General features: G+C 42.7%; 17 protein-coding genes. All 17 read left to right on the top strand.

From position 1 onward, the window contains the following. Nucleotides 1–42 precede the first annotated feature (42 nt). Complete coding sequence (locus tag PG766_RS12240) at nucleotides 43–3087, top strand: SrtB-anchored collagen-binding adhesin (protein ID WP_113655961.1); 3045 nt, start codon at nucleotides 43–45, stop codon at nucleotides 3085–3087. Nucleotides 3088–3331: 244 nt separating this feature from the next. Then, complete coding sequence (locus PG766_RS12235; protein WP_008687121.1) at nucleotides 3332–3658, top strand: YdcP family protein; 327 nt, start codon at nucleotides 3332–3334, stop codon at nucleotides 3656–3658. Nucleotides 3659–3673: 15 nt separating this feature from the next. Further along, nucleotides 3674–4057, top strand: coding sequence for a YdcP family protein (locus PG766_RS12230; RefSeq protein ID WP_008687119.1), 384 nt, complete (start codon nucleotides 3674–3676; stop codon nucleotides 4055–4057). Nucleotides 4058–4158: 101 nt separating this feature from the next. Further along, complete coding sequence (locus PG766_RS12225; RefSeq protein WP_008687118.1) at nucleotides 4159–4923, top strand: MBL fold metallo-hydrolase; 765 nt, start codon at nucleotides 4159–4161, stop codon at nucleotides 4921–4923. 98 nt (nucleotides 4924–5021) lie between these two features. Then, nucleotides 5022–6416 carry an FtsK/SpoIIIE domain-containing protein gene (locus tag PG766_RS12220; protein ID WP_008687115.1) on the top strand — a complete coding sequence of 465 codons (1395 nt, stop codon included), beginning with the start codon at nucleotides 5022–5024 and terminating at the stop codon, nucleotides 6414–6416. 183 nt (nucleotides 6417–6599) lie between these two features. Beyond that, nucleotides 6600–7796, top strand: coding sequence for a MobT family relaxase (gene mobT, locus PG766_RS12215; RefSeq protein WP_003062030.1), 1197 nt, complete (start codon nucleotides 6600–6602; stop codon nucleotides 7794–7796). A 13-nt stretch (nucleotides 7797–7809) separates the two neighbouring features. Further along, entirely contained in the window at nucleotides 7810–7944 is a 135-nt protein-coding gene (locus PG766_RS12210; RefSeq protein WP_003061156.1) for a DUF3789 domain-containing protein, read from the top strand. Nucleotide 7945: 1 nt separating this feature from the next. Then, nucleotides 7946–8167, top strand: a complete 222-nt coding sequence (locus PG766_RS12205) for a hypothetical protein (RefSeq protein ID WP_003060793.1) — start codon at nucleotides 7946–7948, stop codon at nucleotides 8165–8167. Nucleotides 8168–8234: 67 nt separating this feature from the next. Then, nucleotides 8235–8654 carry a nuclear transport factor 2 family protein gene (locus tag PG766_RS12200; RefSeq protein WP_003060053.1) on the top strand — a complete coding sequence of 140 codons (420 nt, stop codon included), beginning with the start codon at nucleotides 8235–8237 and terminating at the stop codon, nucleotides 8652–8654. Between the two features lie 90 nt (nucleotides 8655–8744). Beyond that, a complete protein-coding gene (locus PG766_RS12195; protein WP_008687105.1) occupies nucleotides 8745–9041 on the top strand; it encodes a hypothetical protein in 297 nt (98 codons plus the stop codon). Then, nucleotides 8960–9463 carry an antirestriction protein ArdA gene (locus tag PG766_RS12190; protein WP_003062492.1) on the top strand — a complete coding sequence of 168 codons (504 nt, stop codon included), beginning with the start codon at nucleotides 8960–8962 and terminating at the stop codon, nucleotides 9461–9463. Before PG766_RS12195 ends, PG766_RS12190 begins: the two co-directional genes overlap by 82 nt. Nucleotides 9464–9480: 17 nt before the next feature. After that, the gene (locus PG766_RS12185) at nucleotides 9481–9984 is read left to right on the top strand and encodes an antirestriction protein ArdA (RefSeq protein ID WP_002323345.1); all 504 of its coding nucleotides are present in this window, start codon (nucleotides 9481–9483) and stop codon (nucleotides 9982–9984) included. A 107-nt stretch (nucleotides 9985–10091) separates the two neighbouring features. Beyond that, a complete protein-coding gene (locus tag PG766_RS12180; protein ID WP_003061368.1) occupies nucleotides 10092–10490 on the top strand; it encodes a conjugal transfer protein in 399 nt (132 codons plus the stop codon). Continuing rightward, nucleotides 10468–12918, top strand: coding sequence for an ATP-binding protein (locus tag PG766_RS12175; protein WP_003060327.1), 2451 nt, complete (start codon nucleotides 10468–10470; stop codon nucleotides 12916–12918). Before PG766_RS12180 ends, PG766_RS12175 begins: the two co-directional genes overlap by 23 nt. Next, nucleotides 12918–15128 carry a CD3337/EF1877 family mobilome membrane protein gene (locus PG766_RS12170; protein WP_003060083.1) on the top strand — a complete coding sequence of 737 codons (2211 nt, stop codon included), beginning with the start codon at nucleotides 12918–12920 and terminating at the stop codon, nucleotides 15126–15128. The genes PG766_RS12175 and PG766_RS12170 overlap by 1 nt, the downstream gene beginning before the upstream one ends. Then, a complete protein-coding gene (locus tag PG766_RS12165) occupies nucleotides 15125–16132 on the top strand; it encodes a bifunctional lytic transglycosylase/C40 family peptidase (RefSeq protein ID WP_003059774.1) in 1008 nt (335 codons plus the stop codon). Before PG766_RS12170 ends, PG766_RS12165 begins: the two co-directional genes overlap by 4 nt. Before the next feature lie 16 nt (nucleotides 16133–16148). Then, nucleotides 16149–17060, top strand: a complete 912-nt coding sequence (locus PG766_RS12160) for a conjugal transfer protein (RefSeq protein WP_003062215.1) — start codon at nucleotides 16149–16151, stop codon at nucleotides 17058–17060. Nucleotides 17061–17076: the final 16 nt, after the last annotated feature.

Raw genomic sequence — 17076 nt, 5'->3', positions numbered from 1 at the left:
GACGGCTATTTTATTACCCAAAATGAAAGGAGCATTAGATTTATGAAAAAGATATTAAAACGATTGTGTACGGGCTTCTTAGCTCTTGCAACTGTCGTTACTGCTTTACCGACTACACCCGTTCATGCAGAAAGTAAGCAATACTGGACGGAAAGTGCAGAGCGTGTCGGTATCATTGAAAAAGTAATGAATGACGGTTCTATTGGTTCTACATTCAATGAGGGCATGATGAAAGTTGAGGGCGAAACTGCCTATTGTATCGACATCAATACAGATTTTAAGAATGGCTACAAGACCAGAGCTGACGCAAGCTCACGCATGAGTGCCGACCAGATTTCAGATGTGGCGTTATCCTTAGAATATGTCAAACAGTATGGCGAAGCCCACAAGGAACTGAACTACAAACAAGTTTATCTATTGGAACAATGTGTAGTCTGGCAGAGATTGAGCGTACATCTCGGCTGGCAATGTGATAACGTGCGAGCTTCTTATGATGAAATTCCAAAGGCAACGCAGGACGAAGTTTTCTCTGGTGCAAGAGCCTTTGTCAAAGAAAATAAAGGACGCTATGAATGTGGAGGTTATATCTACTCTGGCGAGGGACAGGAATTAGGGCAATTCTGGGCGAAGTTGAATGTCGGAAATGCTACACTTCAAAAGACTTCCAGTAATACCGGCATTACAGACGGTAACGAAAATTACTCTATTGCTGGTGCAACATACGGTGTCTTTGCTGATAAGGACTGCACAAAACAGCTTGCCACCCTTACGACTGATAAAAACGGAAATACAGATGTTGTAGAGGTAAAAGCAGGCACAATCTATATCAAGGAATTATCCGCACCAGCAGGATATAAGGTAGATAAAACTGTATATTCCTTAAAGGTTGAAGCTGGAAAGACAGCGACTTTGAAAGTATCTGATACGCCAAAAGTAACGGACACTTTGATTGAGCTTTTCAAGATTGACATGGAAACACAGAAAAACAATCCGCAAGGGAACGCTTCTCTAGCAGGCGCGGAATTTACATGGAAGTATTATGCTGGCTTCTATAATAAAGACAATCTCCCTGCCGAAGCTACTCGTACATGGGTTACAAAGACAATCGCTGAAACAGACAGCGACGGGACAGCCCACTACATTACAAAATTAGCGGACGCATACAAGGTATCTGGCGACAGCTTCTATATGCAGGACAGCAAAGCGGTTCTTCCACTTGGGACGCTAACCGTAGAAGAAACAAAAGCTCCAAACGGCTACTTGTTAGAGGGTGCATATATGCAGGCTGGCGATAAGTCCGAACAGATAAAAGGCTTATATGTAACACAGATTACCGAGGACGGCGACCTTGCCGTATTATCTGGAAGTAACCAGTTTTCCGTATCAGACAAGGTTATCCGTGGCGGTGTCAAAATTCAGAAACGAGATTTAGAAACGGGCGATACCAAACCACAAGGAAGTGCCACTTTGAAAGATACTGCCTTTGACATCATTTCCTTAAATGATAATGCGGTATTGGTTGAGGGCAAGCTCTACAAGAAAAATGAAGTCGTAAAGACTATTCATACAAACCTTGAGGGTGTCGCTTCCACTTCTGCTGACCTTTTACCTTATGGAAATTTCAGTATCGCTGAAAGTGAAGCTCCAAACGGATATTTGACAGACGGTGCAAAACCGATTGATTTTGCAATCACAGAAAACGGAAAAATCGTGGACTTAATCGACGAAGCCCATTCTATCTATAATCAGATTAAGCGTGGCGATATTGAGGGCGTAAAAATCGGTGCAGGCACACACAAGCGTCTTGCTGATGTTCCCTTTAGGATCACAAGCAAGACGACGGGCGAAAATCATGTGGTGGTAACTGATGATAACGGGCAATTCTCCACTTCTGCTGACTGGGCTTCTCACAAGCACAATACTAACGCAGGCAAGACCAGCGAGGACGGTGTGTGGTTTGGAACTTCTGAACCAGACGACAGCAAAGGTGCATTGCCTTATGATACCTACATCATTGAAGAAATGCGTTGCAACAGTAACAAAGGCTTTGAACTTATCCCACCTTTTGAAATCGTGGTATCAAGAAATAATCTTGTGATTGATTTAGGGACTTTGACTGATGAATACGAAAAAGAAATCTCTATCCATACCACAGCAACCAGCAAGGACGGCGAAAAGACTATCCTTGCAGGAAAAGAGGTTACGATTGTTGATACTGTCAAATTAGACGGACTTACAAAAGGCACAAAATACCAGCTCAAAGGTTGGCAGATGTTAAAGGAAGAAAACGCCGAGCTTATCATTGACGGGAAACGTGTAGAAAACGATTATACCTTTGTCGCTGATGATGAAGAAATGAAAGTGGAAATTTCCTATACATTCAACGCGTCTGCTTTAGGTGGCAAGAACCTTGTTACCTTTGAGGAATTGTATGATTTAAGCAATCCAGACGAACCCGTAAAAGTTGCGGAACACAAGGACATTGAGGACGACGGGCAGACGGTACTTATCACAGAGCGTATCATCAAAATTCATACGACTGCTACCGATAAGGACGGCAACAAAGAGATTGAAGCAGGAAAAGACGTTACAATCATTGATACCGTAACCTTAGAGGGCTTAGAAGTCGGTACACAGTACAAACTTGTGGGCTGGCAGATGTTGAAAGAAGAAAATGCAGAGTTTCTTATCAATGGAAAACGTGTGGAAAGTGATTACACCTTTACTGCTGACAGCGAAAACATGAAAGTGGAAGTTGTCTTTACCTTTGACGCTACTTCCCTTGACGGAAAACAGCTTGTAACTTTTGAGGAATTATACGATTTAAGCAATCCAGACGAGCCGAAGAAAGTTACCGAGCATAAGGATATTGAGGACGAGGGACAGACGATTACTTTTAAGGAAAAGCCAGAAGAACCAGAGAAACCCGAAACACCACCGACACCGGAAAAGCCTAACAGACCTAGCGACAGTCCAAAAACGGGCGACAGTACAAATGTAATGGCATTTATCGTGATGTTGCTTGCGTCTGCTGGTGGACTGGCTGGAACATATCTTTACAAACTCCGTAAAATGAAAAAATCATAAGGCGGTAACGGTATGATGAAAGAAAAATCACGTTCTCCGCCGAAGCGGTCAAACGGCAGATTTTTGCTTATTCTGGCTTGTCTGCCAACAACCTGCAAGAACACGGATAGTCAAGGGTGCGTAAGCATTGATTTTACCCTTTACTATCTGTGGGATTGCTGGTACTTCCCAAACCGCTAGAATAAGAAATCACAATCAATTAACTTATCAATTATCAAAATAGAAAGAAACGAGGTAAAACAATATGGAAATGAAATATGTCGTGCCAGATATGGCACAGTCTTTTGGAACTCTTGAATTTGCAGGGGAAAGCGAGCCTATCTTTGAAAGAGATAAAAACAATCGCAAGGTCATAGCCAGACGAAGCTATAACCTTTATTCTGACATACAGAAAGGCGAAAATGTTGTGGTGGAAATTCCTGTGCAGGCTGGCGAAAAGCATTTCAAGTATGAGCAGAAAGTAAAACTTGTCAATCCGAAGTTATACGGCAGAGGTTACGCAATCGGGGATATGGGACATACCGATTATGTATTAGTTGCTGATGATATTGTAGCAGTTGAAGAAAAGTAAAGGAGTGGAAAATTTATGAGATTATCAAACGGGTTTGTTATTGACAAAGAGAAAACATTTGGAGAATTAAAATTTACAGCGGTACGTGATGTGTTCTTGCAGAATGAGGACGGGACACCGAGTACCCAGCTTAAAAAGCGTATCTATGATTTGAAGTGCAGTCTGCACGGTGGAATTATCCCCGTGTCTGTACCGCCAGAAGTACCGTTAAGGGAATTTCCTTACAATGCAGTTGTGGAGCTTGTCAATCCAGTAGCCGATACGGTATCAAGAAAAACCTATACGGGTGCAGATGTGGACTGGTATGTAAAGGCAGAGGATATTGTATTGAAGAATAAAAGCAACCAGAACGCAGGCAATACACAGAACCATACACCGCAGGGACAACCGAAAAAATAGACTTGCTGAATAGATTTTCGTTGTAGAGGATATACGGAACTGTTATAATATGGGTATGAAGAAAGCGACAAATTAAAATTTTTAGGGAGTGAGAATAGTATATGGACAGTTGGTTTACCGTCGAACAAATAGACCAAGATACATTCGTCATCAGCGAATACAAACACTGGGAAGAAACACATTGTTATCTATTGTGTGGGACAAAAAGAGCCATTCTGATTGATACAGGTTTAGGTGTTTCCAACATCAGAGAGGTTATTGATGGATTGACGAAACTGCCCGTTACAGTAATCACTACTCATGTTCATTGGGATCATATCGGTGGACATAAATATTTTCGGTCTATTGCAGTTCATGAAGCAGAAAAAGAATGGCTATCGGTCAAATTCCCTATACCTTTGCAAGTGGTAAAAAACAATATTATGTGCAATCCATGTGATTTCCCCTCGGATTTTAAGGTAGAGAAATATCAGATTTTTCAAGGGGTTCCGCAAATGATTTTACATGATGAAGATTGTATTGACTTAGGGAACAGAAAGTTGGTAGTTATTCACACGCCCGGTCATTCTCCCGGACATTGTTGTTTCTATGAAGCGGATAGAAAATATCTGTATTCCGGCGATTTGATATATAGCGGTTGCCTTGATGCTTTTTATCCATCAACAAACCCACAAGAATTTTGGAAGTCTGTTAGAAAAATTCAATCTTTAAAGATAAGTCGAATTTTGCCAGGACATCATCATTTATCTATTCCAGTTACTATAATTGACAAGATAGAGACAGCTTTTCACAACTTGTCAAATGAAGGGAAATTAAAACAAGGGAATGGTATATTCAGCTATGAGGGGTTTCAAATCCATATCTGAAATGCAATCTTAGTTTTACAATTTTATATCCCTACACACAAAGCAGTTAGTCTTAGGATTGACTGCTTTTTTCATACCCAGAAAGGAGTGATTGATTTATGCGTATGATTTGGAACAAAGGACACCGTATCAGAGCCAGCGACAAGCACCTTGTTTATCATTTTTCCATAGAGACGCTTCTGTTTGTGTTCGTGGCAGTTCTCCTGCTACTGAATAGCAAACAGCTCATGCGTACCGACTGGGAGCATTTCAGCTTGTTAGAAAACGGCTTGACGCTTTCCCCTTACAACTTCATAACCATATTGATAGCGACTGGTGTTTGTGCATTGGTCGCTTTTGGGTATTACCGCTTCTGTTACGACAGTTTCAAGAAGCTACTGCACCGTCAAAAGCTGGCAAGAATGATACTGGAAAATAAGTGGTATGAAGCCGATACCGTACAAGACAGCGGTTTTTTTACTGACCTGCAAAGCAGATCAAGGGAAAAAATCGTCTGGTTTCCAAAGATTTATTATCAAATGGAAAAAGGACTTCTTCATATCCGCTGTGAAATTACGCTGGGAAAATATCAAGACCAGCTTTTACGGTTGGAGGATAAGTTGGAAAGTGGCTTGTATTGTGAGCTGACAGACAAGACCCTGCATGACGGTTATATCGAATATACCCTACTTTATGATATGATAGCGAACCGCATTACCATTGATGAAGTACGGGCAGAGAACGGCTGTCTTAGACTGATGAAAAATCTTGTCTGGGAATATGACGCACTTCCACACGCCCTTATCGCTGGTGGAACGGGTGGCGGTAAAACTTATTTTCTGCTGACGCTCATTGAAGCCCTACTGCATACCAACGCTGTCCTTTACATCTTAGACCCGAAAAATGCGGACTTAGCAGACTTAGGAACAGTCATGGGAAATGTGTATCATACCAAAGAAGAAATGATTGATTGTGTCAATGCCTTTTATGAGGGCATGGTACAACGAAGCGAGGAAATGAAGCGACACCCGAACTATAAGACGGGCGAAAACTACGCCTATCTGGGACTGCCACCCTGCTTTCTTATCTTTGATGAATATGTGGCGTTTTTTGAAATGCTGGGGACAAAAGAAAGCGTGAGCTTACTTAGCCAGCTAAAGAAAATCGTTATGTTAGGGCGACAAGCAGGTTATTTCCTTATTGTCGCCTGCCAGCGCCCAGACGCAAAGTATTTCTCGGACGGGATAAGGGATAACTTTAATTTCCGTGTGGGATTGGGGCGTATCAGCGAATTAGGCTACGGTATGCTGTTCGGTTCAGATGTGAAAAAGCAGTTTTTCCAGAAGCGTATCAAGGGGCGTGGCTATTGTGATGTGGGAACAAGTGTTATCAGCGAATTTTACACGCCTTTAGTCCCGAAAGGACATGATTTTTTGCAGACTATCGGCTCTCTTGCACAAGCAAGGCAGGACGGGACGGCGACGTGCGAAGCGAAAGGCGACGGCACGGACTAGCCGTTGCTGGTGTGGCGTAAGCCACGCCAGCAGGTAAAACCCCTCGGTATCTAACAGAGGGGTACGTTTGCAAATAGACAATAGACAAAAAACATAGGAAACATAAGGCTTCTGGCATGGTTTTCTAGCAAAAATCGGCTGTGAAGTCGCCTTAAAAAACTTCACACTTTACAGATTGGGGGTATGGTTCTGAATGAAGAACAACGGATAAAAGAATTACGGGAGAAACGGATTGCTTACGGTATCTCACAAGGCAGGCTGGCGGTGGCTTCTGGTATCACAAGGGAATATTTCAACAAGATAGAAAGCGGAAAAATGAAGCCGTCAAAGGAACTTCTGGAAACTCTGCATAAGGAACTGGCAAGGTTCAATCCAGAAGTACCGCTTACCATGCTGTTTGATTATGTGAAAATTCGTTTTCCCACGCTGGATATACAGCACATCATCAAAGATATATTAAAACTGAATATCAATTATATGCTCCATGAAGATTACGGACATTACAGTTATACGGAGCATTATTCTTTAGGGGACATCTTTATCTATACGTCGGCTGACGAAGAAAAAGGTGTCCTTTTAGAGTTAAAGGGGCGTGGTTGCCGACAGTTTGAAAGTTACCTGCTGGCACAACAAAGAAGTTGGTATGACTTTCTCATGGACGCACTCATAGACGGTGGCGTGATGAAGCGTATCGACCTTGCTATCAACGACCATACGGGTATTTTGGATATTCCAGAGCTTGCGGAAAAATGCAGGAAACGGGAATATATCGGAAAGTCCAGAAGTTATAAGTTTTATCAGTCGGGCGAGCTTATCAAGCATAGAGAGGACGACAGAGAATATATGGGACGCACCCTTTATCTTGGTTCGCTAAAATCAGATGTGTATTTCTGTATCTATGAAAAGGACTATGAGCAGTACGTCAAGTTAGGGACACCGCTGGAAGAAGCCGACATTATCAACCGTTTTGAGATACGGCTTAGAAATGAACGTGCCTATTATGCAGTACGAGATTTGCTGACCTATTATGACGCAGAGCAGACTGCCTTTTCTATCATCAACCAGTATGTGCGGTTTGTTGATGAAGAAGCAGACAAGCGAAAAAATGACTGGAAACTCAATGACCGCTGGGCGTGGTTTATCGGCGATAACAGACAGAGCTTGAAGCTGACGACAAAGCCAGAGCCTTACACCTTAGACCGTACATTGCGGTGGGTACAACGGCAGGTAGCACCGACCTTGAAAATGCTGAAAAGGATTGATAAGGGAAACGGAACAGACTACATGAAAACTATCGAACAGCAGGCAAAGCTCACAGAAAAGCATGAAATGATAATCAAACAGCAGACGACCCCTGCAAAAGATTTAGTAGAAAGTTAGGAGTGATGAAAAAATGTGGGAATTATTGAAAGACTTCCTGCTGGTATCTGTTGGAACGGGTATCGGCGTAGCCTTGATGTGTATTTTAAGTGTTGGCAAAGGAGCTGACTATGAAATGAAGAAATTAAAAGAAAGCGAGGACAAATAACATGAATTTCGGGCAAAATTTGTATCAATGGTTTTTAAGCAACGCACAGAGCTTAGTGCTTATGTCGATTGTGGTTATCGGTATCTACTTAGGGTTCAAGCGTGAGTTTTCAAAACTTATCGGTTTCTTGGTAGTTGCCTTGATTGCTGTCGGCTTGGTATTCAATGCTGGCGGTGTGAAAGATGTACTGTTAGAGCTGTTCAATAAGATTATCGGTGCATAAAATTTTATTGTGGGGCTGATGTATGGGTGCTATAATGTGAAAAAAGAAGTAATCGAGGTGTTCTATTTTGAATGAGAGAGAAAAAATTATTCGTTTATGGTTTGATATGTGGTTGAAACAGCAAGACTTAGGAATAGATAAAATTTTTACAGAAGATGTTGTTTATACGGAAAGCTGGTGTCCTAAATATGAAAATCTTAAAACAGTAAAACATTGGTTTAATGAATGGAATACTCGTGGTAAAGTCATTATTTGGGATATTAAACAGTTCTTTCATAAAGAAAATCAAACTGTCGTAGAATGGTATTTTAAAAATGAAATGAATACGGGAAGCGTTGAAGAATTTGACGGTATTTCCTTAATTGAATGGACAGAAGATAACAAAATCAAATCATTAAAAGAATATGGTTGCAATCTGAATAACTATAATCCATATCAACACAGCGATAACCCTCAATTTAGAGATGAAAAAACAAACTGGTTTTAAAACTTAATCAAATTATATCCATATACATAAAGCAGTTAGTCTTAGGATTGACTGCTTTTTTCTTACCTAAAATCAGATTGGAGTGATGAAATGAGCGATATTTTTAAGGATATGCAGGCAAACGTCGGCTGTGATTATATTTCTAACCTGCCCTCTTACAAGCGTAAAGTGTGGCATGAAATGAAGCGATTACCGCTTACGAATTATGATATAAAACAGTTAGAAGATTTTTCAAAGTATGTGTTTGGTATGTCGTACCAGAGCTTAAAAGATGTGATGAAGCAACAGAAAGGACGTGAGGAACAATGCAGGAAACAAGGGTGCTGGTGGAAACGAGAGGAACAACTGGCGAAGAAACAATATCATACTGGTTCGACCTGCCGATAGATGTTGCCGAGTTTGAAGAAAAGTTAGGTATCGGTGCAGAAAGTGGGGATTATCGTATTATCGAAAAGGTGTTGCCTTATGCTGATGAAGTCCACGAACACACCAGCGTGTACCAGCTCAACGAATTAGATTTTATGTACCGCCAGCTTTCAAGTGATATGCAGGAAGAATATGTATCACTACTTACGGTGTTTGAAAATTTAGAAGCACTTTATATTTGCAGGAACGTGATTATTGTTTATCCCGACTGTAAAAGCATGATAGATGTTGCAAGGCAAAAGCTGATGAACGACCCGATGTTCAAGCATTTATCCGAGGACTGTCAAGAATACTACTTTGACTTTGAAGCCTACGCTTCTCACTTGCAGGAACACGGGAAATTTTTAGTAACAGAACACGGTATCTTTGAACTGCCAGAGTAGGAAATGAGGTGGTGCTTATGATTGATGATATGGCGGTTTATATTGCTAATCTTGGCAAATACAATGAGGGCTATTTAGTCGGTGCTTGGTTCACGTTCCCCATTGACGAGGAAGATGTGAAAGAAAAAATCGGCTTGAATGAACAGTATGAGGAATACGCTATCCATGATACCGACAACTTTCCCATTGCGATTGGCGAGTATGTTTCCATTGAAGAACTCAATGAGATGTATGAAATGATAGAGGAACTTCCCGACTATATTGTAGAGTGTCTGGACGAATTTATCAGCCACTATGGGACGCTGGAAGAAGTCGTGGAACATAAGGACGATATTTACTATTATCCCGACTGTGAAACCATGACAGATGTTGCCTACTACTACATAGACGAATTGCAGGCACTTGGGGACATTCCACCCAGCTTACAGAATTACATTGACTATGAAGCCTACGGGCGAGATTTGGATATGGGCGGTTGCTTTATTGAAACAAGCCGAGGTATGTGCGAGATACCATATTAACGCTGGAAGATCAGCGACAAGCATTGTTGCTACTGACAGCGTATTTCTCTTTAAGGGACAGTCTGAAAATGGCTGTCCTTTTCTATTTTGAAAGGAGCTGAAAGAACTTGAAAAAGATTAAAAGCTACACGGGTATCTGGAACGTGGAAAAAGTCTTGTATGCAATCAATGACTTTAACTTACCCTTTCCCGTTACTTTTACACAGATTACATGGTTTGTGATTACGGAATTTATCATCATTCTGTTTGGGGATATTCCCCCACTTTCCATGATTGAGGGAGCATTTCTCAAATACTTTGGTATTCCCGTTGCTCTCACTTGGTTCATGTCGCAGAAAACCTTTGACGGAAAGAAGCCGTACAGCTTTTTGAAATCACAGATAACCTATGCCCTGCGACCAAAAATCACTTATGCAGGAAAAGCCGTAAAACTGCATAAGCAGATATTGAATGAAACAATCACGGCAGTAAGGAGTGTGAACTATGTTCCCGATAAAATATATTGACAATAACCTTGTCTGGAACAAGGACAATGAGGTGTTCGCCTACTATGAGCTGATACCATACAACTATTCTTTTCTATCCGCAGAGCAGAAATTTATCGTGCATGACAGTTTCCGACAGCTTATCGCACAGTCCCGTGAGGGTAAAATTCATGCGTTGCAGATTGCCACAGAAAGCTCAATCCGCAGTATGCAGGAACAGTCAAAGAAGCTGGTAACTGGAAAATTAAAGGAAGTTGCCTGCCAGAAGATAGACGAACAGACCGAAGCGTTAGTATCTATGATTGGGGACAATCAAGTGGACTACCGCTTTTTTCTTGGCTTTAAGCTCATGGTTACGGAAGAACAGCTCAATCTGAAGAACATCAAAAAATCGGTGTGGCTGACGTTCACAGAATTTCTCCATGAAGTGAACCACACGCTGATGAATGATTTTGTTTCCATGCCGAATGATGAAATCAACCGTTACATAAAAATGGAAAAGTTACTGGAAAATAAAATCTCCCGTCGCTTTAAGGTGCGTCGCTTGGAAATCCATGATTTTGGGTATCTCATGGAACATCTTTACGGCAGGGACGGTATCGCTTATGAAGATTATGAGTACCAGCTACCAAAGAAAAAATTGAACAAAGAGACGCTGATAAAATACTACGACCTTATCCGTCCGACAAGGTGTGTGATTGAGGAAAGCCAGCGGTATTTACGATTGGAACATGAGGACAAGGAAAGCTATGTGTCCTATTTTACCGTCAATGCGATTGTAGGAGAGCTTGATTTTCCGTCGTCTGAAATCTTCTATTTCCAGCAACAGCAATTCACATTCCCCGTTGATACGAGCATGAATGTAGAAATCGTGGAAAATCGGAAAGCATTAACGACCGTCCGCAACAAGAAAAAGGAACTGAAAGACCTTGATAATCACGCCTATCAAGCAGGAAGTGAAACCAGCTCAAATGTGGTGGACGCTTTAGACAGCGTGGACGAGCTGGAAACTGATTTAGACCAGACAAAAGAAAGTATGTATAAGTTAAGCTACGTCATACGGGTGTCTGCACCCGATCTTGACGAGCTGAAACGCCGTTGTGATGAAGTCAAGGACTTTTACGACGACCTCAATGTAAAGCTGGTGCGTCCTGCTGGGGATATGCTGGGGCTTCATTCTGAATTTTTACCAGCCAGCAAGCGATATATCAATGACTATGTGCAGTATGTAAAATCAGATTTTTTAGCTGGGCTTGGCTTTGGTGCGACACAGCAGTTAGGAGAAACTACGGGTATCTATATGGGCTATTCTGTTGATACGGGAAGAAATGTGTACCTGCAACCGTCCCTTGCCAGTCAAGGTGTAAAAGGTACAGTTACCAACGCTTTAGCGTCTGCTTTTGTCGGTTCGCTTGGCGGTGGGAAATCGTTCTGTAACAATCTTCTGGTATATTATGCGGTGCTGTTTGGCGGTCAAGCACTTCTGTTAGACCCTAAAAGTGAGCGTGGTAACTGGAAAGAAACGCTCCCAGAGATTGCACATGAAATCAATATCGTAAATCTTACCAGCGATAAGGACAATGCAGGGCTTCTTGACCCGTTTGTGATTATGAAGAATGTAAAAGACGCTGAAAGTCTGGCAATCGACATCTTAACATTCCTTACGGGTATTTCTTCAAGGGACGGCGAAAAATTCCCCGTACTTCGTAAGGCAGTACGCTCCGTTACCCAGAGCGACAGTCGGGGCTTGCTCCATGTGATAGACGAGCTACGCCGTGAAGATACGCCCATATCAAGAAATATCGCAGACCATATCGACAGCTTCACGGACTACGACTTTGCACACCTGCTGTTTTCAGACGGTACGGTAGAAAATGCTATCAGTCTGGATAATCAGCTCAATATCATTCAAGTAGCCGACCTTGTACTGCCAGATAAAGATACCACTTTTGAAGAATACACGACCATTGAATTGTTGTCTGTGTCTATGCTGATTGTGATTAGTACCTTTGCCCTTGATTTTATCCATTCGGACAGAAGCATTTTTAAGATTGTCGATTTAGACGAAGCGTGGGCGTTCTTAAATGTGGCACAAGGAGAAACCTTATCAAATAAGCTGGTTCGTGCTGGGCGAGCTATGCAGGCAGGCGTTTATTTCGTTACCCAGTCTGCCTATGACGTGTCAAAGGAAAGTCTGAAAAACAATATCGGCTTAAAGTTTGCATTTAGAAGCACGGATATAAACGAGATAAAGCAGACCTTAGAGTTTTTCGGTATCGACAAGGACGATGAGAACAACCAGAAACGCTTGCGTGATTTGGAGAACGGACAATGCTTATTGCAGGACTTATACGGGCGTGTCGGTGTGGTGCAGATACACCCAGTCTTTGAAGAACTGCTACACGCCTTTGATACCAGACCGCCCGTACAGAGAAATGAGGTGGAGTGATGAAAGAAAGGATAAAAGGTGTGTTCACAAAAAAGAAGATTTTCCACTTTCTCAAAATGGCTCTGTTCGTGGTGGCACTCTCCCTTATCCTGCTTTCACTTTTGGGGACGGTGGCTCATGCGACGGGGCTTGTAGACGATACCATAAACGCAGAAAATCTTTATTCAAAATATCCCCTTTCCAACTACCAGCTTGATTTTTTCGTCGATAATAGCTGGTCGTGGCTTCCGTGGAACTGGCTCGACGGTATCGGAAAATCGGTACAATACGGGCTGTACTGCATTACCAACTTTGTCTGGACTATCAGTTTGTATTTGAGTAATGCAACGGGCTATGTGGTGCAGGAAGCCTATAAGCTGGACTTCATCAATGATATGGCAGACAGTATCGGAAAGAGCATACAGACCCTTGCAGGCGTTACCGAGAACGGCTTTTCTTCTACGGGCTTCTATGTTGGTTTCCTGCTTCTCATTATCTTAGTGGTGGGAATGTACGTTGCTTATACGGGACTGATAAAACGGGAAACCAGCAAAGCACTTCACGCTGTTATCAACTTTGTGGTGGTGTTCGTGCTGTCCGCTTCATTTATTGCTTATGCTCCCGACTATATCAAGAAGATAAATGAATTTTCATCAGACATCAGTACCGCTTCTTTGGATTTGGGAACAAAAATCATGCTCCCTAACTCCGACAGCGAGGGTAAGGACAGCGTGGACTTGATACGGGACAGCCTATTTTCTATTCAAGTGGAACAGCCGTGGCTCTTGCTTCAATTCGGGAACAGCAACGCAGAAGAAATCGGGACAGACCGTGTAGAAGCTCTCGTATCGGCAAGTCCAGAGGACGAGGACGGGAAAACCAGAGAGGAAGTCGTGAAAACAGAAATCGAGGACAACGACAATAACAATCTGACAATACCGCAGGTCGTGAACCGTTTGGGTATGGTGTTCTTCCTCTTGTTCTTTAACTTGGGTATCACGATATTTGTATTCTTGCTTACGGGCATGATGTTGTTCAGCCAGATACTTTTTATTATCTTTGCAATGTTTTTACCTATCAGTTTTTTACTTTCCATGATACCGAGCTATGAAAGCATGGCAAAGCAGGCAATCGTGAGAGTATTTAATACCATAATGACACGGGCAGGAATAACGCTCATTGTAACGGTGGCATTTAGTATTTCCAGTATGTTTTACAACATTTCCACAGACTACCCATTCTTTATGGTGGCGTTCTTGCAGATAGTATGTTTCGCTGGTATCTACATGAAGCTGGGCGACTTAATGAGTATGTTCTCACTTAATGCTGGCGACAGTCAAAGCATGGGACGACGCATATTCCGCAGACCGTATCTGTTTATGCGACATCGGGCTAGGCGTATGGAACACCGTATTGCAAGGGCGGTAAGTGCTGGCGGTATTTCGGGCGGTGTAGCTGGTGCGGTGGCTGGAAGTGCCGTTGCTGGCAAGAGAGCCGAAAGAAAAAATACGGCTTCTAAAGAAAATCGGGGCAATACCACTTCCAGCATGGGACAGCGTGCAGGTTCAAAAGTCGGTGCTGTTTTAGATACGAAAAATAAAGTGAAAGACAAGGCAAACGCTGTCAAAGAGAATATCAAGGATATGCCGACACAGACCGCTTATGCGGTGTATTCCGCAAAGGAAAAGGCAAAGTCCAGCGTGTCCGACTTCAAGCGTGGCATGGTGCAGGAACAGCAGTCCAGACAGACGGGACGCTTGGAAAAGCAGGAACAGCGTAAGAAAAATATCGCTGACAAACGTATGGAGCTTCAAAAGGCACAAGAAGCAAGGCAGGTACAGCGAAAGGCTGACGGATCAGCGACAACGGGAGCTACCCGTCCCCATGAGCGACCAGTCACAGCTTCAACCATTCCAAAGCCGAGTGTTGAAAAAATGCAGGAAGTCAAACGCCCAGCCACAGCTCCAACTCCGAAAGCAAGTGAGCCAGTCAAGACAAATGTTATCAAAGAGCGTCCGTTATCTTCTGGTGCTTCTGATAAGAAAGCACCCCAGCCTACACAGACAGTACATAGGCAGAATGTAGAAAAAGTGGTATCGCAGGAAACACGCCAGAATGACACCAAAGACCGCAGGATAAAGGTTCAGCAGACCCAGAGCGTCCAGAAGAACCAGCAGACCATAGAGAAAACCCGTAACCTTGTAACGAAGAAAGGACAGAAGAAAAAATGAAACTGAAACATATCGCTATCATTGGCAGTCTGTTTCCTATCCTCTTTTCTCTGGTGCTTTTCTTTGGCGTCCTCATTAGTGCGGACAGCGACGACGAGAACAGCAATTTTTCTTCTGGCATTACGGGTATGAACCTATCCGCAGAAGTCTTGAAACATCAGCCTATGGTAGAAAAATACGCCAGAGAAAACGGTATCTCCGAGTATGTCAATGTGTTACTTGCTATCATTCAAGTAGAAAGTGGCGGTACGGCAGAAGATGTTATGCAGAGTTCGGAAAGTCTTGGTTTACCGCCTAATTCCTTAGATACGGAAAGCTCAATCAAGCAGGGGTGTAAGTATTTTGCGTCCCTGCTTTCTTCCTGCAAAAATCAAGGTATCGACGACTTGAATGTAGCGATACAGTCTTATAACTATGGCGGTGGCTATGTGGGATATGTGGCAGGAAAAGGAAAAAAACACACTTTTAATCTTGCAGAGAGCTTCGCCCGTGAGAAATCGGGTGGAAAGAAAGTAACCTACACCAACCCGATAGCCGTTGCTAAGAATGGGGGCTGGCGGTATGGCTATGGAAATATGTTCTATGTGGAAGTAGTCAATCAGTATTTAGCAGTTCCGCAGGTATCGGGAGAACTGGCACAAAAGGTAATGAATGAAGCGTTGAAATATCAAGGCTGGAAGTATGTGTATGGTGGCAGTAACCCGAATACTTCCTTTGATTGTTCGGGATTGACGCAATGGTGCTATGGAAAAGCTGGTATCTCCTTACCGAGAACAGCACAAGCACAGTATGACGCAACCCAACATCTGCCACTCTCGCAGGCAAAAGCAGGCGATTTGGTGTTTTTCCATTCCACCTATAACGCTGGTTCGTATGTAACACACGTCGGTATTCTTGTTTCGCCGACACAGATGTACCACGCAGGCGACCCGATAGGATATGCAGACCTAAGTAGTAGTTACTGGCAACAGCACTTAATCGGTGCAGGACGAGTAAAACAATAGAAAGGACTTGAAAAATATGTTTAAGAAGAATAAGAAACAGACAGAAACTATCAAAGAACCAAAAGAAAAAAAGGTGCGTACTGTCAAGGTAGGCACACATAAGAAAACCGTGATTGCGTTGTGGGTGGTGCTTGTCGCAAGCGTGAGCTTTGGGGTGTATAAGAATTTTACGGCTATCGACCAGCACACCACCCATGAAAAAGAAATCATTGAACTTTGCTTGCAGGACACCAACGGGATAGAAAATTTCGTGAAAAACTTTGCGAAGTCCTATTACACATGGGATAACAGCAAAGAAGCTATCGAAGCAAGGACGCAGGCAATCAGCGGTTATCTGACAAAGGAATTGCAGGACTTAAATGTAGACACCATTAGAACCGATATACCGACCAGCTCCACGGTTACAGATGTGATTGTATGGCATATCGAGCAATCGGGAGCGGACACTTTTTCTGCTACCTACGAAGTAGATCAGCAGATAAAAGAGGGAGAACAGACAAGCAATGTGAAAGCAACCTATACTGTAAAAGTCTATGTGGACGCAGACGGGGATATGGTAATCGTTCAAAACCCTACCCTTGCACCAGCAGTTGAAAAATCAGACTATGAGCCTAAGACACCAGAAGCAGACGCAAGCGTGGACGCTGATACGGTAAATGACGCTACCGCTTTTCTGGAAACATTCTTTAAGCTGTACCCAACAGCGACGGAAAAAGAGCTTGCTTACTATGTATTGGGAAATGTGATTGAACCTATCGGCAGGGACTACCTTTATTCTGAACTGGTAAACCCTATCTTTATAAAGGACGGCGACAATGTGAAAGTCAAGGTTGCGGTAAAATTCATTGATAATCAGACAAAAGCGACGCAGGTATCGCAGTATGAGCTTGTGCTACATAAGGATAGTAACTGGAAGATTGTAGGATAAATGATATAGCGTGCAT

It is taken from the genome of Coprococcus sp. LG101-27, from assembly GCF_027695515.1.
Lineage (GTDB): Bacteria > Bacillota > Clostridia > Lachnospirales > Lachnospiraceae > Allocoprococcus > Allocoprococcus comes.
The sequence above is the reverse complement of the archived record's forward strand: the minus strand, read 5'-3'. Positions and strand labels throughout refer to the sequence as shown.